A 19,627-nucleotide genomic window follows, 5' to 3' on the forward strand; every position below is an offset into this window, starting at 1 on the left:
TTGCGGCTGCTCGCGCCATAAACCGGGCTACGGGGCAAGATAATGGGCATGCGCATCGGAGTACTCACGGGCGGCGGCGACTGTCCCGGCCTCAACGCGGTCATACGGGCGGTTGTGCGCACCTGCGACGCGCGGTACGGCTCCTCGGTGGTCGGGTTCCAGGACGGTTGGCGCGGGCTGCTGGAAAACCGGCGCATGCAGCTGAAGAACGATGACCGCAACGACCGGCTGCTGGCCAAGGGCGGCACCATGCTGGGCACCGCCCGGGTGCACCCCGACAAGCTGCGGGCCGGCCTGGACCAGATCAAGGAAACCCTGGACGACAACGGCATCGACGTGCTCATCCCGATCGGCGGCGAAGGCACCCTGACCGCCGCGCACTGGCTGTCCCAGGAGAACGTCCCGGTAATCGGGGTGCCCAAGACCATCGACAACGACATCGATTGCACCGACGTCACTTTCGGCCACGACACCGCGTTGACGGTGGCCACCGACGCAATCGACCGGCTGCACAGCACCGCCGAATCCCACCAGCGGGTGATGCTGGTCGAGGTGATGGGCCGGCACGCCGGTTGGATCGCGCTCAACGCCGGCCTGGCGTCCGGCGCCCACATGACCCTGATACCCGAACAGCCCTTCGACGTCGAGGAGGTGTGCCGGCTGGTGAAACGGCGCTTCCAGCGCGGGGATTCACACTTCATCTGCGTGGTCGCCGAGGGCGCCAAACCGGTCGAAGGCTCAATTGCGTTGCGCGAGGGCGGACTTGACGAGTTCGGCCACGAGAAGTTCACCGGCGTCGCGGCGCAACTCGGGCTCGAGGTGGAGAAGCGGATCAACAAGGACGTGCGGGTGACGGTGCTGGGTCACGTGCAGCGCGGCGGCTCGCCGACAGCGTACGACCGGGTGCTGGCCACCCGCTTCGGGGTCAACGCCGCCGACGCGGCCCACGCGGGGGAGTACGGGCAGATGGTGTCGCTGCGCGGGCAGGACATCGGGCGGGTGGCGCTGGGCGACGCCGTCCGGCAACTCAAGCTGGTGCCCGAGAGCCGCTACGACGACGCCGCGGCCTTCTTCGGCTGACACCGGGCGGCACCCATTAGGATCGGTCTCCATGACCGTTGCTGGTGCCGAACTGCTGGATTACGACGAGGTCATCGAACGTTTCGACCCGGTGCTCGGGCTCGAGGTGCACGTCGAGCTGTCCACCGCCACCAAGATGTTCTGTGGCTGCGCCACGGCGTTCGGTGCCGAGCCCAACACCCAGGTGTGCCCGGTGTGCCTGGGCCTGCCGGGTTCGCTGCCGGTGCTCAACCAGGTCGCGGTGGAGTCGGCGATCCGGATCGGTCTGGCGCTGAACTGCGAGATCGTGCCGTGGTGCCGGTTCGCCCGGAAAAACTACTTCTACCCCGACATGCCGAAGAACTACCAGATCTCCCAGTACGACGAGCCGATCGCCATCAACGGCTACCTGGACGCGCCGCTGGAAGACGGCACCACCTGGCGGGTGGAGATCGAGCGGGCGCACATGGAGGAGGACACCGGCAAGCTTACCCACATCGGCAGCGAGACCGGTCGCATCCACGGCGCCACCACCTCGCTGATCGACTACAACCGCGCCGGGGTGCCGTTGATCGAGATCGTCACCAAACCCATCGTGGGGGCCGGGGATCGCGCGCCGCAGATCGCGCGGGCCTATGTGACGGCGTTGCGAGACCTGTTGCGCTCGCTGGAGGTATCCGACGTCCGGATGGATCAGGGCTCGATGCGGTGTGACTCCAACGTGTCACTGATGGCCAAGGGTGCGGCCGAGTTCGGCACCCGCACCGAGACGAAGAACGTCAACTCGCTCAAGAGTGTCGAGGTCGCCGTGCGCTACGAGATGCAGCGCCAGGCCGCCGTTCTGCTGGCCGGTGGCCAGATTGTCCAGGAGACCAGGCACTTTCACGAGGCCGGCTACACCAGCCCCGGCCGGGCCAAGGAGACCGCGCAGGACTACCGGTACTTCCCCGAGCCCGACCTCGAGCCCGTCGCGCCCAGCCGCGAACTGGTGGAGCAGTTGCGACAGACCATCCCGGAGCTACCGTGGTTGAGCCGCAAGCGAATTCAGGACGAGTGGGGCATCTCCGACGAGGTGATGCGCGACCTGGTCAACGCCGGTGCGGTGGAACTCGTCGCCGAGACCGTCAAGCACGGCGCGGCGAGCCGGGAGGCGCGGTCCTGGTGGGGAAACTTCCTGGTGCAGAAGGCCAACGAAGCCGGCATCGGGTTGGACGAATTGCCCATCACCCCAGCACAGGTGGCCGCGGTGATCGCGCTGGTCGATCAGGGCAAGCTGTCCAACAAGCTGGCCCGCGAGGTCGTCGAAGGGGTGCTCGCGGGGGAAGGTGAACCCGCGCAGGTGATGTCGGCGCGCGGCCTGGAGCTGGTGCGTGACGACTCGGTGACCCAGGCCGCGGTCGACGAGGCGTTGGCCGCCAATCCCGATGTGGCGGAGAAGATCCGGGGCGGCAAGGTGGCGGCGGCGGGTGCGATCGTGGGAGCGGTCATGAAGGCCACCCGCGGCCAGGCCGATGCGGCGCGGGTGCGCGAGCTGGTGCTGGCGGCCTGCGGGCAGGCTTAGCGAGCTCAGCGTAGCTGATGGTCTTGGGCGGCAACGGTTCTGGTCATCTTCCAGTAGTCCACGATGCGCCAGGGCAGTAGCACGTAGACGTTGCCGTCGGCGGCCTTGTACCAGGAGTGCTCGATACAGGGGGTGCCCCCACATCAGCGTGGCCATCTCCCGCTGCAGCGCTGTGGCGTAGCGCCGGTACGCGGCGGGCGTCGGTTCGATCGATGCGCGGCCGCCCTCGATCACCGCGCGCAGTGCCTCGCCGATGTAGCGCATCTGCAGTTCGGACATCAACATCACGCTGCCCGCGTGGGCCAGCCCGGTGCCCGGGCCCATCATGACGAAGAAATTGGGAAACCCGGGAATCGAAACACCGTTGTAAGCCACCGGTTTTCCGTCCCAAACGTCGTGCAGGGCGATCCCGTCGCGACCGATGACCTGCATCGGCCACAGCACCTCGCTGGCCCGGAAACCGGTGGCCAGCACGATGACGTCGGCTCGGTAGTGACCCCGGTCGGTGCGGATGGAGTTGGCGTCGATGTCGCGGATCGGTTCGCGCACCAACTCGACGTGATCTCGGGTCAGACAGCGCAGCCAACTGCCGTTGTCCTGCAACATCCGTTTGGCCATCGGCGGGTAGTTAGGGGTGACGGCGTCGATCAGTTCGGGATGATCGCTCAGCTGGCTCTCGATCCACTTGGTGAACACCTCGCGGCGCGCCGCGCTGGCTTGGTTTGCGGTACGCGGAAAGTCGGGCCAGTCGGGGTCGGCTCGCACCAGCTCCAGCAGTTGATCGCTGGATTGCCACATCAGCATGAACCGGTACCAGCGGGCGTAGCCGGGGAGATGCGCCATCGCCCACCGCTCACCGCCGGTGACCTTGCTGTGGTAGCGCGGATTGGGCGCCATCCACTGCGGCGTGCGCTGGAAGACCACCAATTGCCGCACGTCGTCGACGATGGCCGGACCGATCTGAAAGCCGCTGGCGCCGGCGCCGATCAGCGCGACCCGCTTGCCGGTCAGGTCGACGCTGTGATCCCAACGCGCGGAATGAAACACCGGCCCGGCGAAGCGGTCCAGGTTCGGCAGGTCAGGGACGAAGGGGCGGTTGAGGATTCCGACACCGGAGATCACCGCGTTGGCGGTGCGGGTCGATTCGGTGCCGTCGGCGGCGCGCAATGTCACGGTCCAGCGGGCTTCGGCGTCGTCCCATTAGGCCCTGATCACCTCGTGACGCCAGAGCACGTGCTCGCCGATTCCGTGTTCCGCCATGATTTTTCGGAAGTAGGCGTGCAGTTCGGGCTGGCGGGTGTAGTAGTCGCTGAACTGGTCGTTGCGCTCGAACGAGTACGAGTAGTAGTGGCTGGCGACGTCGACCCGGCACCCAGGATAGGTGTTCTCCAGCCAGGTGCCGCCCACGTCGTTGTTCTTGTCGACGATCTGGAAGGCGATCCCGGCCTCTTTCAACCGGATGCCGGCCAGCAACCCGGACTCGCCGCAGCCGATCACCAGGACCGAAAAGCTCTCCGGCGCAACGTTATCGGCTACCAGGTTGATTGCTCGTGGATTGACCGCGTCGAGGTCCATCTCCTCGATGTAGAGGGACGCGTAGTCGTCGGGCACCGGGGTGCAGGCGATCCAGTCCATGATCTCGCGGATGGTCGCGGTGTCGAGCGGCTGCGGCGGCGGGCATCCGGCGTCGCGCCAGGCGCAGATCACCTTGAGCGCGTCCCGGCGCAATTGGTCTTTTTCGTCCTCGTCGAGGCAGCCCTGGAATTCGTTGACGACGAACTGCCGGGGCCGGATCGGTCCGCGCAACAGCGACACGTCGCCGCCGAGGTGCACCGCTGATGCGATCAGCGCCGGGGTCGAGACCTGGGTCAGGGCGGCGGCGATCGCGGCGTCGTCGTCGGTGATCGGCGTGGTGACCAGGTGCCGGGCGGGCGGCGGCCGCAACCGCTCTCGTTCTGATGGCACGATTGAGTGTCTCGTGTGGCACTAATAAGTGTCAAGAGGGCATTGCGGGAGTATTGTCAGCCGATGGCCGCCGCCCCCGCTCCCCGCCCCGGATCGCTGGCCGACGCCAAACGACGGGCCGCCGTGGACCACATCCTGGCCGCGGCACGACGGCTGGTGCTCAGCAGGGGTCTGGACGTCACCATGGATGACCTGGCCGAAGTCAGCGGGGCCAGCCGGCGCACGCTGTTCCGGCACTTCGCCGGCCGCGACAAGCTGATCGCGGCGGCCTTCGACGCCGGCATCGTCGACTACCGCCACCAGCTGCCGCGGTACGACGGAGATCTGACCAGCTGGCTGCGCGCGACCTGCGAAAGTGCGCACCGAATGAACGCGACGATCGGCCCCGGATTCTTCGAGCTGGCGTCGCGCCAGGACCTGTCCCCGGAATTGGCCGCCGCCGAAGCCAAGCGCCTCGAGGAGTTTCGCGGCGCAATGACCGACATCTCCGTCACGCTGTGGCGCGCTGCCGGAGGCCAGGGCGACCCGCCGCCGTCGCTGTCCGCGACCGTGTGCGCCCACCTGAGTCCGCACTTCACCGCCGCGCTGCTGATCGACGCCGGACAGACCTGGTCTGCCGCGGCGGAATTGGCCTACCTCGCCATCGACGCCGCGGTGCGGCGCGCCGTTGATTCATGATGGTGTCGTGGCACACGAGGGACTGGACCGGCTGACCGAGCAGATGAACACCGCGATTCTCGTGGTGACCACCCAGGCCGACGGCCATCGTTCGGGCTGCGTCGTCGGTTTCTCCACCCAGGCCAGTATCAACCCGCCCCGATTGCTGGTGTGCTTGTCGCAGACCAATCACACCTTCGGCGTGGCCGCCCGATCCGACCACCTCGCGGTGCACCTGCTGGCGCACCAGGACAGGGCCCTGGCCGAACTCTTCGGCGGCGAAACCGACGACGAGATCGACAAATTCGACCACTGCGCGTGGCACTCGGGTCCGCAGCAGATGCCGATTCTCGACGACGCGATCGGCTGGCTGGTGGGCGAGACGCTCGAGCGCATCGACCTCGGTGACCACGTCGGCTACCTGCTCGCACCCGGGGCGTCCTGGTTCGCCGACACCGGGGATGATCCCCTGCGGTTGTCCGACGTCATGGACATCGATCCCGGCCACGATCCGTGACGCGCCCGCATCACGATTGCCGCCGAACAGCGCCGTAACCGGTCCTCGAGGACGCATCATGGTGTGGTGATCGCAGAACCGTTCGACGACCTGATGTCGATGCTGGACTCCCCGGTGTTCGTGGTTACCACCCAGGCCGACGGTCAGGCGTCGGGCTGCGTGGTTGCCTTCGGCACCCAGACCAGCGTGCAGCCGCCCAGCTTCATGATCGGTCTGCCATCGCAAAGCCCCACCCATCAGGTGGGATGCCGGTCCGACTTCCTGGCGGTGCACGTACTGCCGCGGCACAAGCAGGCGCTGGCCGAACTGTTCGCCCGCCAAGGTGAGGGCACCGACACGTTCGCGCACTGCTCGTGGCGCGGCGGACCCGCCGGCATGCCGATCCTGGATGACGCCGCGGCCTGGTTCGTGGCTCGGATCGTGAGCCGAAGCGAAGTCGGTGACCACGTGGCCTACCTGCTGGAGCCGGTCGCCGCCTGGGCTCCCGAGGGCGCCGAGGATCTGCTCTACCTGTCCGACCTCGACGAGGAGGACCTCGACCCCGGCCAGGAGGCTCCACAGCGGTTGTACGACGGCAAGCGCGCCGACGCGACCGGCCGGTACGGCATGCGCTTCACCCTCGACGTGCCCTGAGCTGCCGGCCGCTCAGGTCTTGTCGTCGTTGTTCCGCGGGAAGCCGCCACCCTGCGGGAACAACGGGAACACCACGTCGTCGAGCTTCTCGGCGTCACCGGCGGTGCGGTTCACCGTCGCGCCCCAGACGTTGCCGTCCGGTGACATCCGCAGCGCCCAGGCGTGCGCGTGGGTGTCTTTGCGGACGACGTCCGGTTCGCCGGTGACCGCGCCCGTCTTCGCCGCCAGGCGAACCGCCACCGTCAGCTTGGTGTTGATCAGGTTGACCAGCACTGTGCCGTCCATGGCCGCGCAGCCGGCCACCCCGGGCTTGTCCGGCCAGGTCCAGACCGTGGAGACCTCGGAGTTCTTGGTGATCCGCTGCAAGCGGTCGGCGCTGGGGGTGCGGTCGGCGACATACAGCGAGCCGTCGACGGGATCGATGCACAGTCCGCCGCCCGCGCCGATGCCCGACAGCGCCGTCGTCGGCGGCGCCTGGCCCAGGGTGGTCGGCTGCTCGATGCGTAACACCTTGCCCGCCAACGAATTCGGGTCGGCGGCCAGCGCCGGGTTGCCGGCGTCGCCGGTCATCACCACCAAGGTGGTCGGGCTGGTGAAGATCAGCGCCCCGGTGTTGCCGGTGGCGCCCTTGGGGATCCCGGTCAGGATGTCCTTGGGGACGTCGCCCTCGGCGATCCGGATGACCCGGTTGTCGGTGGGAGTGCTGATGTAGGCGTACATCAAGCGATCCTGCGAAAAGGTCGGCGACAGCACGATGTCCATCAGGCCGCCGTCGCCGGACGGATCGACCGGGATGACCATCTTCACCTTGGGCTCGGCGCTGACCGAGACCTCCTTGACCGCGCCGGTGGTGCGCTCGGCGACCAGCGCGGTCTTGCTGTCTACGCCCATGATCAAGCCGCTGGTGCTCTCCAGGCAGCCCTGCATCACCCCCGGTGCCGGGCAGGCCTTGGGGAACGGTGTGGCCGGCAGCGGCGGCGGCGGCGGCGGCGTCGAGCTGGGCTGCGGTTTGAGCTCGGGGACGGTGGTGAACGGCTGCGACTGGGCGTCGTTGAAGCGGGCGCAGCCGGTCGCCACCAGCACCGCCGCGCACAACGCGGCGAGCGCGCATCGAACCGACCGCCTTATCCGCATGACCGACAGGCTACCTGCCGGCTTTCCGGCGGCATGGCGCCAAGCGCCGGGCCCGGCGACACCGCGGCGGCTCCCACGGCGCACCCGACCCCTTGACTACTTACCTGAATTGCGGGTGGATTTTTATGTACTTGGGGCGTCGACCCAGCGAACTGCGGATTTAACACGTAGAAGCGCCGCTCAAATCCCAGATTCAGGCCGAAATGCCCTTACCCTGACACGCGTGACCAGTTCGAAAGAATCACCGTGGCAGCGGCCGGACGGTTCCGCCGGACCCATCCCGGGACGTCCCGCATCGGCAAGCCTGGTTGACCCCGAAGACGACCTGACGCCTGCCGGCTATGCGAGCAGCTTCGGCAACACCGGAACCACCACGATCATTCCGCCCATCGAGGCCGAGGCCGGCGGCGCCGGATACCACCTGCTCGACGCGCCGGAACCGCTGCCTTATGTGCAACCGCAGGTGACCGGACGTCAGGTCCCGGCGGCGCCCGCTGCCGTCGACATCGACGACGACGACGATCGGTTCCGGGCGGCGGGACGGCGCGGCACCCAGCATCTGGGGTTGCTGGTCCTGCGGGTCGGGCTGGGCGCGGTGCTGATCGCCCACGGTCTGCAGAAGCTTTTCGGCTGGTGGGGCGGCTCGGGTCTGCATAGCTTCCGCAACTCGCTGACCGACGTCGGGTTCCAGCATGCCGACATCCTCGCCTACGTCAGTGCCGGCGGTGAGCTGGTCGCGGGCGTCCTGCTGGTGCTGGGGCTGTTCACCCCGGTCGCCGGCGCGGGTGCGCTGGCCTTCTTGATCAACGGCCTGCTTGCGTCGGCGTCGGTGCGGCCACGCACGCACACCTTCACCTATTTTCTGCCCGACGGGCACGAGTACCAGATCAGCTTGATCGTCATGGCGGTGGCCGTGATCCTGGCCGGTCCGGGACGCTACGGGCTCGACGCGGGCCGGGGCTGGGCCAGCCGGCCCTTCATCGGCTCGTTTGTGGCGCTGCTCAGCGGTATCGCGGCCGGTATCGCGGTGTGGGTGCTGCTCAACGGCGTGAACCCGATGGCCTGATCCGCCGGCTTTCCCTCGCTTTCGGAGCAGGCCGGCATGGCTTAGCGTGAGAGCCGCCGGTGTTGTTCGACGATCGGGGACGCTATGAGCACACCTCGCGGCCACAATCAGCCTTGGCCGCCGAACCGTGAGCCGAACCTTTCGCAGGAGCCCACGCAGCATGCCGGGATCCCGTGGTATCAGCAGCCCGTGGTGCGCCCGACGCCGCCGCAAAGCCCGCCGCCACCGAGCCCGCCACGTCCGCCGCAGAGTCCGCCGCGTTCGCCGCAAAGCCCGCCGTACCCGGGTCAGCCATACCCCGGTCAATACGGGCCGCCGGGACAGTACCCGCCACCCGGCCCCCTCGGTGCGCCTCCGGCCCCGCCCGCGCTGCCGAAGAAGCCGCGCAGCTCGCGAACCCCGCTGCTGGTCGGCGCGGCCATTGTCGCCGTGCTGATCGTCGGCGTCGTCGCCGTGCTGCTGCTGTCCGGCGTCGTCAACGGCGACACCAAGAAAGTCGCGGTCAGCGGTGTGCAGACCGAGGTTCAACAGATCCTGCTGGACCGGACCAGTGGCTACTCCTCCGACGACATCAAAGACGTCAAGTGCAACAACGGGCAGGACCCGATCGTGAAGAAAGGCCAGAGCTTCTCCTGCGACGTCACCGTCCGGGGTAAACCGCACCAGTTGAAGGTGACCTTCGATGACGACAACGGCACTTACACCGTGGGTCTGCCCCAACTCGGCGGTGGCAAGTGAACCACGCGGGATTGGCCCGGGTGATGGCCCTGGTCGGATGTGCGGTGCTGGTGTTGGCGGGCTGCGGCGGCAAGAGCGGCACCACCAGCATGGTGAACGGCCGCGCGGTGTCGGTGCTCTACGATCCGGCCAGCGTGGCCGGGCTGCCGGTGACCGAGGGTCCCAGCGGGCCCCGCGGCGATGCGCCGAAACCGACTGGCACGGTGAAGAATACCGACAACGGAGATATCGACCATCTGTCGCTGTTGGCACTCAACGACATCGAAGAATTCTGGAAACAGAATTGGCCGGACGAGGCCAAAAAACCCTTCAAAGAAGTCAGCGCATTCGTGTCCTATGACTCCACCGATCCGTCGAGTCCGATTGTCTGCAGATCCCGGACGTACAAGGTGGTCAATGCCTCGTACAACTACGGCTGCAACATTGTCTCGTGGGACCGCGGTGAGTTGTTCCCGGCGGCAAAGAAATATTTCGGCGACATGTCGGTCGTCGGCATTCTGGCGCACGAATTCGGGCATTCGCTGCAGTTCAACGGGGGACTGGTCAATCCGAAGACGACCCCGACCCTGGTCGAGGAGCAACAGGCGGATTGTTTCGCCGGGGTGTATCTGCGCTGGGTTGCCGAGGGTCACTCGACGCGTTTCACCCTGAACACCGGTGACGCGCTGAGTCACGTGATCGCCGGCATGCTCAAGATCTCGGATCCGATCATGAGCGAGGAGGAATTCGAGCAGACGGAAGATTCGGCCCACGGCACCGGGCTCGACCGGATCAGCGCGTTCCAAATGGGCTTCAACAGCGGATCGGGGACGTGCGCCAAAATCGACATGGACGAAATCAAGAAACGGCGCGGCAACGAGCCCCTGGCCCTACAGGTGGATTCCTCGGGCGATACGACCAGCGGCGAGGTGGCCATTGACAACGACAGCGTCGCGACGTTGGTGGACATCCTGAACACGATCTTCTCGCCGAAGTCGCCGCCCACCCTGACGTTCGCCACCAGTACCTGTTCGGATGCGAAACCCACCCAGGGGGCCAGCTATTGCCCGTCGACCAACACCCTGATTGCCGATCTGCCCGCATTGCAGCAGATCGGCAAGCCGGGCGGGCGAAAAGGAATGACCGACCCGCAGATGCTGCAGGGCGACAACACCGCGATGTCCATCGTCGCATCGAGGTATGCGCTGGCGGTCCAGCACGAGCGGGGGCTGCCGCTGAACACGCCGGCGGCCGCGGTGCGGACGGCGTGTCTGACGGGGGCGTCCCAGCGCAATATGGCTCAGCCCGTCAGCATCCCGTCCGGCAAGCAGCTGGTGCTGACGGCCGGCGACCTCGACAAGGCCATCATCGGATTGCTGGTCAACGGCGTGGCAGCCAGCGACGTCAATGGTGAGAACATGCCGGCCGGCTACACCCGGGCCATCGCGTTCCGGGCCGGAGTCCTCGACGACGCCGACGAGTGCTTTCAGCGGGTCCCCTGACCGCTCAGCGGTAGGGGTTGGGCACCCGGCCTCTACTGATCTGGGTCAACTGCGGCAGCGTCGAGAACGTCACCGCGGGTAGGCGCACCTGTTCGCCGTTCTTGAGCTGCGCGCGCGCCCACGAGCCGCGGTGGAACCGCAGACCGTCGATGTCGTCCCAGGCCATGGTCCGCGCGCCCAGCAGGGTGCGCACCCGCACGCCCTGTTCGTCGGCGACCGTGCGCAACCGGATGATCAACGCCGACAACAACAGCGGAATGACCAGTACCGGTGCGCTCGGCGGCCAGGCGAGCACCGGCACCAGCAGGCCCAGGGTCAGGAATCCGACGGCCAGATGCGCCATCGGGGACACCTTGATCACGACGGGCGACTCAGTAACCACCCCCGCATCATCCCACCGTCGCTGCGAGGCACGCTGAACCGCGGGTTTTCATCGGCGGTTCCAGCTTCGCCTCGCCGCCGCGGGCCCGCCGGATTTGACCATTGAGCTGTGCGAAGGCTACCGTCGGACGCTATGAAGCCTGGACTGCTCGTAGTACTTAGTCGGCGCGTTGGTGCCTGACTAGCCATCGAGCACCAACGCGACCCTCGTACAGCAACTTGTGCTGACGGGGGTTTTTTGTTGCCCACCGAGACTTGAACGAGACTTTAAGAGGACACAAGTGAGCGCACCCGCCAAGCCGCACACCCCGCAGCGGCAGGACGCCCCCAACGGCGCCAAGCCTGCACAGCCGAAACGTATTGGGCCAGAACAACTTACCGGCGCACAAGCGGTCATCCGGTCGCTGGAGGCGCTCGACGTCGACGTCATCTTCGGTATCCCGGGCGGCGCCGTTCTGCCGGTATACGACCCGCTGTTCGACTCCCAGCAGCTGCGCCACGTGCTGGTGCGCCACGAGCAGGGCGCCGGGCATGCCGCCAGCGGCTACGCGCACGCCACCGGCCGGGTCGGTGTGTGTATGGCCACCTCGGGTCCCGGGGCCACCAACCTGGTGACGCCGCTGGCCGACGCCCAGATGGACTCGATCCCGGTGGTAGCCATCACCGGCCAGGTCGGACGGCAGTTGATCGGGACCGACGCCTTCCAGGAGGCCGACATCTCGGGCATCACGATGCCGATCACCAAGCACAACTTCCTGGTCCGCACCGGCGACGAGATCCCCCAGGTGATCGCCGAGGCCTTCCACATCGCGGCCAGCGGACGGCCCGGGGCTGTGCTGGTTGACATCCCCAAGGACGTGCTGCAGGGCCAGTGCACCTTCAGCTGGCCGCCGCGGATGGAGCTGCCCGGCTACAAGCCGAACACCAAACCGCACAACCGGCAGATCCGCGAGGCCGCGAAGCTGATCGCGGCGGCACGCAAGCCGGTGCTCTACGTCGGCGGCGGCGTCATCCGCGGCGAGGCGACCGCGGAGCTGCGCGAGTTGGCCGAGCTCACCGGCATCCCGGTGGTCACCACCTTGATGGCGCGCGGCGCGTTCCCCGACAGCCACCACCTGAACATGGGCATGCCCGGCATGCACGGCACCGTGGGCGCCGTTGCGGCCCTGCAGAAAAGCGACCTGCTGATCGCGCTGGGCACCCGGTTCGACGACCGGGTGACCGGCAAGCTCGACTCGTTCGCGCCGGAGGCCAAGGTCATTCACGCCGACATCGACCCTGCCGAGATCGGCAAGAACCGGCATGCCGACGTGCCGATCGTGGGGGACGTCAAGAACGTCATCACCGACCTGATCGCGATGCTGCGCCACCACGACACCCCCGGCAACATCGAGATGACGGACTGGTGGGCCTATCTGGACGGCGTCCGTAAGACCTACCCGTTGAGCTACGACCCGCAGAGCGACGGCAGCCTGGGGCCGGAATACGTGATCGAGAAGCTCGGCCAGATCGCCGGGCCCGACGCCATCTACGTGGCCGGTGTGGGTCAGCACCAGATGTGGGCGGCGCAGTTCATCAAGTACGAAAAGCCGCGCACCTGGCTGAATTCGGGTGGTTTGGGCACCATGGGTTTCGCCATCCCGGCGGCGATGGGCGCCAAGATCGCGCTGCCCGACACCGAGGTGTGGGCCATCGACGGCGACGGTTGCTTCCAGATGACCAACCAGGAATTGGCCACCTGCGCGATCGAGGGCATCCCGATCAAGGTGGCCCTGATCAACAACGGCAATTTGGGCATGGTGCGCCAATGGCAGACGCTGTTCTACGACGAGCGCTACTCGCAGACCGACCTTGCCACGCACTCGCACCGCATCCCGGACTTCGTGAAGCTGGCCGAGGCGTTGGGTTGCGTCGGAATGCGTTGCGAGCGTGAGGAAGACGTGGAGGAAATGATCAACCGGGCCCGGGAGATCAACGACCGCCCGGTGGTGATCGACTTCATCGTCGGCGCCGACGCGCAGGTCTGGCCGATGGTTGCCGCCGGCACCAGCAACGACGAGATCCAGCAGGCCCGCGGCATCCGCCCACTATTCGACGACATCACCGAGGGACACGCCTGATGAGTACCGGACCGACTGTGACACATACCCTTTCGGTGCTCGTCGAGGACAAGCCCGGTGTGCTCGCGCGCGTCGCGGCGCTGTTCTCGCGGCGCGGTTTCAACATCGAGTCGCTGGCGGTGGGCGCCACCGAGCAGAAAGACATGTCGCGGATGACAATCGTCGTCTCCGCCGAGGAGACGCCGCTCGAGCAGATCACCAAGCAGCTCAACAAATTGATCAACGTCATCAAGATCGTCGAGCAGGACGACCACAACTCGGTCTCCCGCGAGCTGGCGCTGATCAAGGTCCGCGCCGACGCCGGCACCCGCAGCCAGGTGATCGAAGCGGTGAACCTGTTCCGCGCCAAGGTGATCGACGTGTCGCCGGAGTCGCTGACCATCGAGGCCACCGGTGACCGGGGCAAGCTGGAAGCTTTCCTGCGGGTGCTCGAACCGTTCGGAATCCGTGAGATCGCGCAATCAGGAATGGTGTCGGTGTCCCGCGGTCCGCGCGGCATCGGCACCGTCAAATAACTTCAACGCCAACCGATTAAGGAGATATGTAGTGTCAGGGCAGACATTGGAGATGTTCTACGACGACGACGCCGACCTGTCGATCATCCAGGGCCGCAAGGTCGGTGTGATCGGATACGGCAGCCAGGGGCACGCGCACTCGCTGAGCCTGCGCGACTCCGGCGTGCAGGTGAAGGTCGGCCTCAAAGAGGGCTCGAAGTCGCGGGCCAAGGTCGAAGAGCAGGGCCTCGAGGTCGACACCCCCGCCGAGGTGGCCAAGTGGGCCGATGTCATCATGCTGCTGGCGCCCGACACTGCGCAGGCCGAGATTTTCAAGAACGACATCGAGCCGAATCTGGAGGATGGCAACGCGCTGTTCTTCGGGCACGGCCTCAACATCCACTTCGGCCTGATCAAGCCGCCGGCCAACGTGACCATCGGCATGGTCGCGCCGAAGGGCCCGGGTCACCTGGTGCGCCGCCAGTTCGTCGACGGCAAGGGTGTGCCGTGTCTGATCGCGATCGACCAGGATCCCAAGGGTGAGGGGCAGGCGCTGGCGCTGTCCTACGCCAAGGCCATCGGCGGCACCCGCGCCGGCGTCATCAAGACGACGTTCAAGGACGAGACCGAGACCGACCTGTTCGGCGAGCAGGCGGTGTTGTGTGGCGGCACCGAGGAATTGGTGAAGGCCGGTTTCGACGTGATGGTCGAGGCGGGTTATCCGCCGGAGATGGCGTACTTCGAGGTGCTGCACGAACTGAAGTTGATCGTCGACCTGATGTACGAGGGCGGCATCGCACGGATGAACTACTCGGTGTCCGACACCGCGGAGTTCGGCGGGTACCTGTCGGGTCCGCGTGTCATCGACGCCGACACCAAGGAGCGGATGCGCGGCATCCTGCGTGACATCCAGAACGGCGAGTTCGTCAAGAAGCTGGTCGCCAACGTCGAGGGCGGCAACAAGCAACTCGAGCAGCTGCGCAAGGAGAACGCCGAGCACCCGATCGAGGTCACCGGCAAGAAGCTGCGCGACCTGATGAGCTGGGTCGACCGGCCGATCACCGAGACGGCCTAGGGGACTGACGCCGAGAACTCAGGGCGGATTTCTGGCGTTTTTCCGTCCTGGATTCACGGTCGGTGAACTAATCTGACGCCCCGAGCCGGTCGGCGACGGACACCACCCGTCGGGCCAGGTGGTCCAGCGCGTCCGCGGTGGCCGAGTCGATGTCGTCGATGTTGTCGTGGGTGGCAACCAAACTTGCGCCGTAGGGATTGCCGTCGACGAACTTCACCGGATCGGTGTAGCCCGGCGCCACGATGATGCCGCCGAAGTGCATGAGGGTGACATACAGCGTCAACAGCGTGGTCTCTTGGCCGCCGTGCAGGGTGTTGGAGGAGGTGAACGCCGCGTACACCTTGTCGGCGAGCTTGCCTTGCGACCACAGACCGCCCAGGCTGTCCAGGAAGTCACGCAGTTGCGCGGCGACCGAACCGAACCGGGTGGGGGACCCGAAGATCACTGCATCCGCCCACACGATGTCGTCGCCGGTGGCCGCCGGAAGATCTTTGGTCGCTTCGTAATTCGCCGTCCAGGCCGGGTTCCGCGCGAACGACGCCGGGTCGCGGGTCTCAGCTACATGGCGCACCCGGACGTCGGCTCCAGCGGCCTCGGCCGCCGCGGCGACCCGCTTGGCCATCGAGGTGCCGTGCCCGGTGGCGGAATAGTAGATGATCGCGAGCTTGGTCATCGACCCAGCGTAGGCGCACCGGATGCCTGCCCGATCGCACCCCTCGAGTGAGCGCGCTAAAGCCTAGCCGCGCAACAAATTCAGCGCTGATCAATCAGGATCGTCGTCGTCTTCGTCTGGCGCGAGCAGTTTTTCAGGGTGGTGGTAGAGGTTGATACGGGGTTGGCCGTGGTCCAGGTGGGGCGGGCGCAGCCATTCGGTGTGGCCGCTGGCGGTGGTGCGGGTGGTGTAGGCGCCGTCTTCGACGAGTTGGTTGTCGGGAGTGCAGGCCAGGGCGAGGTCGGTGATGTCGGTGCGGCCGGTGTTCTTCCAGCCGCTGACGTGGTGGACTTCGCTGTGGTAAGCCGGTGCCGAACACCCCGGGCGGGTGCAGCCACGATCGCGCGCGTAGAGCATGATCCGTTGCGCGGGGGAGGCCAGCCGTTTGGTGTGATACAGCGCAAGCGGTTTGGCGCCGTCGAACAGGGCCAGGTAATGATGGGCGTGGCTGGCCATCCGGATCACATCGGACATGGGGGTTTTCGAGCCGCCGCCGGTGAGCCCCTTGCCGGTGGCGGCTTCGAGATCCTGCAGGGTGGCGGTGATGACGATCGAGACGGGCAGGCCGCGGTGCTGTCCGAGCTTGCCGGAGGCCAGTAGCGCCCGCAGGCCGGCGAGCATGCCGTCGTGGTTGCGTTGCTGCTGGTTTCGCGTGTCGCGGTCGACGGCGTCCTGATCGGGGGTGTTGTCGACGTGGGGAGTTTCGTCGTTGGGGTTGCACGCGCCGGGTGCGGCGAGTTTGGCCAGCACGGCTTCCAGGGTGGCGCGTAGCTCGGGGTTGATCAGGCCGCTGATCTTGCTCATGCCGTCGGTGTGTTGTTTGCCCAGTGTGATGCCGCGTTGGCGGGCGCGTTCCTCGTCGGAGAAGTCGCCGTCGGGGTGTAGCCAGTCCAGCAGCTGGGCGGCCAGGCCGGCCAATTCGTCGGGGCGGCGATCCACGGCCAGCTGGGCCAGTTGGGCTTCGGCCGCCTCGCGGACGCCCAGGTCCACGCTGGGCGGCAGGTCGTTGAGGAAGTCGCGGATGACTTTGAGGTGACCGTCGCCGATACGGCCGTCGCGGTGGGCGGCCGCGGTGTCCGCCGCCAGCGGACCCAGGGGTTCTCCGGTCAGCGCGCGGCGCGGCCCGAACAGTCTGGCGTCAGCTACACGGCGGCCGGCCTCGGATTTGGTGATGTGCAGCAGATCGGCTAACGCGCTAGCCAGGCTGCCGCCCAATTCCTGCTTGGTGGCCTGGGCCTCGAGCTGGTTGATCACCGCGTGCTGCACTGCTCGGGGCCGGCGGGCCTGACGTTCCAGACGTTGGGCCAGTGCTGTGTGCTCGGGCGTGGTCAACGCGTCGAATGTCAACGCGCTCAGCTTGTCTTGCAGCGCGTCGATCTCGTCGAGAATCTCGACGATCTCTTCGCGACTGCTTGCCGTCATACCCCGAATGTTACGAACCACCACCGACAAGCAGCCCGCGCGCTGAGCCCGAAAACCCAGCCATATCAACGATTTCACTCAGAGCGAAAAACATTGACGCAGCTGAACTTACAGATCGACCCCGCGTCGCAACACGTGCGTGCCGCGTAGTAACCGGACGTACCGTGCATACCCGCGTCGAATTTCGGGGACGGCATGAGTTTGAATAATCGGGTGCTGAATCCCGGGGAGATATTCGGTGGCTACACCATCATGAGGCCGCTGGGGGCGGGCGGTATGGGGGAGGCTTACGTCGCCCGGCGCCGAGGCTACCCCGGCACCCGGTCGGCACCCTGAGTTACGCCTCGCCCGAGCAACTTCTCGGCGGCGACACGGACAGCCGGTCGGAGCAGTATTCGCGTTGCCGCAACGGCCTTCGGGTGCTGACCGGCCAGCCGCCGTTCCGTGACGCGAACCCGGGCGCAGGTGATATCGGACCACCTGCGTGCGCCGGTGCCATCCGTGCGCCACTGGCGCCCCGAGTTGCCCGAGGCTGTCGATCAAGTGGTGAGTCGGGCGATGGCCAAGGACCGCGCGGGTACGACCATGACCAGCACGGCGGCCGCCCGTCGGCTTGCCCGCTTACCAGATAGCTGTCGGCTAGGAACCGGGGCGAATCGCAGATATCGTTCTGCGGAGCGCCCACGCAATTGAAACAGATTGGGAAAGCGGTAGGTGCCGAATCGACATGCGGTTCGTACATTTGAATAGCAATGGCCCAATTACTCGCGCACCGCACATATGTATTCAGGTCGTCGCCAGGCGGCGGGGCGGCTATTTCGGATAGCAACGTCTGCCCCGGCGCTGTGCTGGGCGGCAGGCAGCGGGCAATGCGGGCGGTTGGCGTGAAAGCTTCGACGGCAGTCCGTTTACCTGAGCGATCCGGAAGCGGTGAGACACGTTCTACAGCCGATTGGCAGGAAAACTTGCAGTTTATCCACAGGTAGTTTCTGCACGATTATCAATATGTTGTTGCCGGTAAGCCGTACGACAATATGAACGGTTTACTGGCTTATGTTAAATAGGATTCGACATGCAAAGGCCATTTGCGCGTGCCTGAGATGAAACGGTGGCGAGCCTGGCCACGGTCGCCCAGGTTCGCCGGCCGGTGTTGAGCGAGTAGAGCGTGCAGGGGGTGCTGTGGATTTCGCGGTGTTGCCGCCGGAAGTCAACTCGGCCCGGATGTATACCGGGCCAGGATCGGAGTCGATGGTTGCGGCCGCCCAAGCTTGGAACAGTGTGGCTTCCGAGCTGTCCAACGCCGCGAGCACGTACCGGTCGGTGATATCGGCGCTGACCGCTGGCCCATGGGTAGGGCCCGCCGCGGCGTCGATGACGACCGCGGCCACCTCCTATATCAGCTGGCTCAACGAGGCGGCGGCCGGCGCGGAGGACACCGCGGCCCGTGCCACCGCTGCAGCCACCGCCTACGCGCAGGCGTACGCGTCAACGGTCCCGCCCCAGCTGGTCGCGGCTAACCGTGCCATGCTCACCCGATTGCTGGCGACGAACCTGTTGGGGCAGAACGCATCTGCCATCGCGACCACCGAGGCTCAGTATGCCGAGATGTGGGCACAGGACGCCGCGGCCATGTACCGATACGCGACTTCGTCGGCGTCCGCCACGACGCTGAACCCTTTCAATTCGCCTGTGCAGAATACGAATTCCGCAGGGACGGCCACGCAATCAGCCGCGGTCGCTCAGGCGACGAGCACGTCCGCGGGCAACGCGCAGAGCGCCGTCGCCTCGGCGCAGCGGTCCTTCGCCGCGGTCCCCACCGCGCTGCAGAGCCTGGCCGCGCCCGCCCAGTCCACTTCGGCCAGTGACATCCTGGACACGCTGGCCGACCTGATCTCGATTTTCTTGGACTTGCCGGCCGATATCGCTGAGCTCACGGTCGACGTGCCGCTGAGCGTCCTCGGCCTGGTGTCTCTCCCGCTGGACATCGGAAGCTACGGCACCGGTGTGCACACCGACGACATCGTCAGCGGCTGGAACGGCGAAGAGTCGTGGCCGAGCACGGCGCCCGCACCGGTCAAAGAGTTCCCGGCCCCTCTCCTCAACCTGAGCCCGGGCACCGTCCCGCCGCCCCCCAGGGTGTGGGGCGCCATAGGCGAAGCGGACACGGTCGGAAACCTGTCCGTGCCCGGGACTTGGACCATCGCCACGCCGGCGGTACGCCCGATCTCGTGCGAATTCCCATTGGTTCCTGCCGCCCGCGGCGCCGTTCAACCGGAGACGACGACACCCGGGTCCGGTTCCACGTTCGGCCAGATGGCTTTGGCGGCGATGGCCGGGCGCGCGCTCGCCGGCACGGTGGGCACCGGCGTCGGCAAGCAGGGCAGCAACGCGTCTCGGGCCGAACGCCTTCAGGTCGCCGCCGCCGCAGCGATCGCGGCGGAGACAACCGCGGCGGCCGACGCGGGCGAAGCGTCGGGGAGCGAGCCCCGGGGTGTGGTCACCGGGGTAGCGGCCGAACTCCGCGAGTTCTCCAAGCTCCGCGACGAGGGCATCCTCACCGAGGAGGAGTACGTCGAACAGAAGAACCGGCTGCTCGGTCGGTGACCGCGTAC

The 19,627-nt window shown here is 66.7% G+C and carries 18 protein-coding genes and 1 pseudogene; 13 read left to right on the forward strand and 6 right to left on the reverse strand.

Annotation, left to right across the window (positions count from 1 at the left end; genetic code table 11):
* Positions 1-48 precede the first annotated feature (48 nt).
* Positions 49-1,080 (forward strand): ATP-dependent 6-phosphofructokinase, encoded by a 1,032-nt coding sequence (locus L6444_RS08825; RefSeq protein WP_236981748.1) that lies wholly within the window; start codon positions 49-51, stop codon positions 1,078-1,080.
* Between the two features lie 31 nt (positions 1,081-1,111).
* Positions 1,112-2,620, forward strand: coding sequence for an Asp-tRNA(Asn)/Glu-tRNA(Gln) amidotransferase subunit GatB (gene gatB / locus L6444_RS08830; RefSeq protein ID WP_236981749.1), 1,509 nt, complete (start codon positions 1,112-1,114; stop codon positions 2,618-2,620).
* Between the two features lie 954 nt (positions 2,621-3,574).
* Here the strand turns inward: gatB and L6444_RS30485 are convergent.
* Both L6444_RS30485 and L6444_RS30490 read right to left on the reverse strand, forming a co-directional pair.
* Positions 3,575-3,793, reverse strand: a pseudogene (locus L6444_RS30485) (SidA/IucD/PvdA family monooxygenase); the annotation flags it as partial.
* Positions 3,794-3,820: 27 nt separating this feature from the next.
* Positions 3,821-4,585 carry an NAD(P)-binding protein gene (locus L6444_RS30490; RefSeq protein WP_459551913.1) on the reverse strand — a complete coding sequence of 255 codons (765 nt, stop codon included), beginning with the start codon at positions 4,583-4,585 and terminating at the stop codon, positions 3,821-3,823.
* Positions 4,586-4,648: 63 nt separating this feature from the next.
* Between L6444_RS30490 and L6444_RS08840 the strand changes: the two genes are divergently transcribed.
* The 3 genes from L6444_RS08840 to L6444_RS08850 all read left to right on the forward strand — a co-directional run bounded on the left by L6444_RS08840 (position 4,649) and on the right by L6444_RS08850 (position 6,392).
* Positions 4,649-5,263 (forward strand): TetR/AcrR family transcriptional regulator, encoded by a 615-nt coding sequence (locus L6444_RS08840; protein WP_236981750.1) that lies wholly within the window; start codon positions 4,649-4,651, stop codon positions 5,261-5,263.
* Between the two features lie 7 nt (positions 5,264-5,270).
* A complete protein-coding gene (locus L6444_RS08845) occupies positions 5,271-5,759 on the forward strand; it encodes a flavin reductase family protein (protein ID WP_236981751.1) in 489 nt (162 codons plus the stop codon).
* Between the two features lie 93 nt (positions 5,760-5,852).
* Positions 5,853-6,392, forward strand: a complete 540-nt coding sequence (locus tag L6444_RS08850; protein ID WP_236983947.1) for a flavin reductase family protein — start codon at positions 5,853-5,855, stop codon at positions 6,390-6,392.
* 12 nt (positions 6,393-6,404) lie between these two features.
* Here L6444_RS08850 and L6444_RS08855 read toward each other — a convergent pair whose 3' ends face one another.
* On the reverse strand, positions 6,405-7,526 hold the full coding sequence (locus tag L6444_RS08855; protein WP_236981752.1) for a PQQ-dependent sugar dehydrogenase: 1,122 nt from the start codon (positions 7,524-7,526) through the stop codon (positions 6,405-6,407).
* A gap of 223 nt (positions 7,527-7,749) precedes the next feature.
* Between L6444_RS08855 and L6444_RS08860 the strand changes: the two genes are divergently transcribed.
* From L6444_RS08860 to L6444_RS08870, 3 genes are all read left to right on the forward strand, one after another.
* Complete coding sequence (locus tag L6444_RS08860; RefSeq protein ID WP_236981753.1) at positions 7,750-8,592, forward strand: DoxX family protein; 843 nt, start codon at positions 7,750-7,752, stop codon at positions 8,590-8,592.
* A gap of 84 nt (positions 8,593-8,676) precedes the next feature.
* Positions 8,677-9,330 carry a DUF4333 domain-containing protein gene (locus tag L6444_RS08865; RefSeq protein ID WP_236981754.1) on the forward strand — a complete coding sequence of 218 codons (654 nt, stop codon included), beginning with the start codon at positions 8,677-8,679 and terminating at the stop codon, positions 9,328-9,330.
* A 23-nt stretch (positions 9,331-9,353) separates the two neighbouring features.
* Complete coding sequence (locus tag L6444_RS08870; RefSeq protein WP_370653159.1) at positions 9,354-10,811, forward strand: neutral zinc metallopeptidase; 1,458 nt, start codon at positions 9,354-9,356, stop codon at positions 10,809-10,811.
* A gap of 4 nt (positions 10,812-10,815) precedes the next feature.
* On the opposite strand, the gene L6444_RS08875 is transcribed toward L6444_RS08870, so the two are convergent.
* Positions 10,816-11,154, reverse strand: a complete 339-nt coding sequence (locus L6444_RS08875) for a PH domain-containing protein (RefSeq protein WP_370653160.1) — start codon at positions 11,152-11,154, stop codon at positions 10,816-10,818.
* A gap of 319 nt (positions 11,155-11,473) precedes the next feature.
* On the opposite strand from L6444_RS08875, the gene L6444_RS08880 reads away from it, so the two are divergent.
* Genes L6444_RS08880 through ilvC form a run of 3 tightly spaced genes read left to right on the forward strand, consistent with a single transcriptional unit; the run spans position 11,474 to position 14,881 of the window.
* On the forward strand, positions 11,474-13,312 hold the full coding sequence (locus L6444_RS08880) for an acetolactate synthase large subunit (protein ID WP_309297866.1): 1,839 nt from the start codon (positions 11,474-11,476) through the stop codon (positions 13,310-13,312).
* Entirely contained in the window at positions 13,312-13,827 is a 516-nt protein-coding gene (ilvN, locus tag L6444_RS08885) for an acetolactate synthase small subunit (RefSeq protein WP_236981757.1), read from the forward strand. The genes L6444_RS08880 and ilvN overlap by 1 nt, the downstream gene beginning before the upstream one ends.
* Before the next feature lie 52 nt (positions 13,828-13,879).
* Complete coding sequence (gene ilvC / locus L6444_RS08890; protein WP_236983949.1) at positions 13,880-14,881, forward strand: ketol-acid reductoisomerase; 1,002 nt, start codon at positions 13,880-13,882, stop codon at positions 14,879-14,881.
* 67 nt (positions 14,882-14,948) lie between these two features.
* Here the strand turns inward: ilvC and wrbA are convergent, their stop codons facing one another.
* Both wrbA and L6444_RS08900 read right to left on the reverse strand, forming a co-directional pair.
* Positions 14,949-15,554 carry an NAD(P)H:quinone oxidoreductase gene (gene wrbA / locus L6444_RS08895; protein ID WP_236981758.1) on the reverse strand — a complete coding sequence of 202 codons (606 nt, stop codon included), beginning with the start codon at positions 15,552-15,554 and terminating at the stop codon, positions 14,949-14,951.
* 90 nt (positions 15,555-15,644) lie between these two features.
* Entirely contained in the window at positions 15,645-17,015 is a 1,371-nt protein-coding gene (locus L6444_RS08900; protein WP_236981759.1) for an HNH endonuclease signature motif containing protein, read from the reverse strand.
* Between the two features lie 195 nt (positions 17,016-17,210).
* Here L6444_RS08900 and L6444_RS08905 point away from each other — a divergent pair, with 195 nt between their 5' ends.
* Entirely contained in the window at positions 17,211-17,351 is a 141-nt protein-coding gene (locus L6444_RS08905) for a hypothetical protein (RefSeq protein WP_236981760.1), read from the forward strand.
* Between the two features lie 843 nt (positions 17,352-18,194).
* Positions 18,195-19,619, forward strand: a complete 1,425-nt coding sequence (locus L6444_RS08910; RefSeq protein WP_236981761.1) for a PPE family protein, SVP subgroup — start codon at positions 18,195-18,197, stop codon at positions 19,617-19,619.
* The last annotated feature ends 8 nt before the right edge of the window (positions 19,620-19,627 follow it).

The sequence above is a fragment of the Mycobacterium kiyosense genome, from assembly GCA_021654635.1.
GTDB lineage: Bacteria > Actinomycetota > Actinomycetes > Mycobacteriales > Mycobacteriaceae > Mycobacterium > Mycobacterium kiyosense.

Excerpts from the sequence above, each read along its gene's own strand:
- L6444_RS08825 (WP_236981748.1), top strand. The coding sequence starts at position 49 with ATGCGCATCGGAGTACTCACGGGCGGCGGCGACTGTCCCGGCCTCAAC.
- gatB (WP_236981749.1), top strand. The coding sequence starts at position 1,112 with ATGACCGTTGCTGGTGCCGAACTGCTGGATTACGACGAGGTCATCGAA.
- L6444_RS08840 (WP_236981750.1), top strand. The coding sequence starts at position 4,649 with ATGGCCGCCGCCCCCGCTCCCCGCCCCGGATCGCTGGCCGACGCCAAA.
- L6444_RS08850 (WP_236983947.1), top strand. The coding sequence starts at position 5,853 with ATGTCGATGCTGGACTCCCCGGTGTTCGTGGTTACCACCCAGGCCGAC.
- L6444_RS08855 (WP_236981752.1), bottom strand. The coding sequence starts at position 7,526 with ATGCGGATAAGGCGGTCGGTTCGATGCGCGCTCGCCGCGTTGTGCGCG.
- L6444_RS08865 (WP_236981754.1), top strand. The coding sequence starts at position 8,677 with ATGAGCACACCTCGCGGCCACAATCAGCCTTGGCCGCCGAACCGTGAG.
- L6444_RS08870 (WP_370653159.1), top strand. The coding sequence starts at position 9,354 with ATGGCCCTGGTCGGATGTGCGGTGCTGGTGTTGGCGGGCTGCGGCGGC.
- L6444_RS08875 (WP_370653160.1), bottom strand. The coding sequence starts at position 11,154 with ATGGCGCATCTGGCCGTCGGATTCCTGACCCTGGGCCTGCTGGTGCCG.
- ilvN (WP_236981757.1), top strand. The coding sequence starts at position 13,312 with ATGAGTACCGGACCGACTGTGACACATACCCTTTCGGTGCTCGTCGAG.
- ilvC (WP_236983949.1), top strand. The coding sequence starts at position 13,880 with ATGTTCTACGACGACGACGCCGACCTGTCGATCATCCAGGGCCGCAAG.
- wrbA (WP_236981758.1), bottom strand. The coding sequence starts at position 15,554 with ATGACCAAGCTCGCGATCATCTACTATTCCGCCACCGGGCACGGCACC.
- L6444_RS08900 (WP_236981759.1), bottom strand. The coding sequence starts at position 17,015 with ATGACGGCAAGCAGTCGCGAAGAGATCGTCGAGATTCTCGACGAGATC.
- L6444_RS08905 (WP_236981760.1), top strand. The coding sequence starts at position 17,211 with ATGAGTTTGAATAATCGGGTGCTGAATCCCGGGGAGATATTCGGTGGC.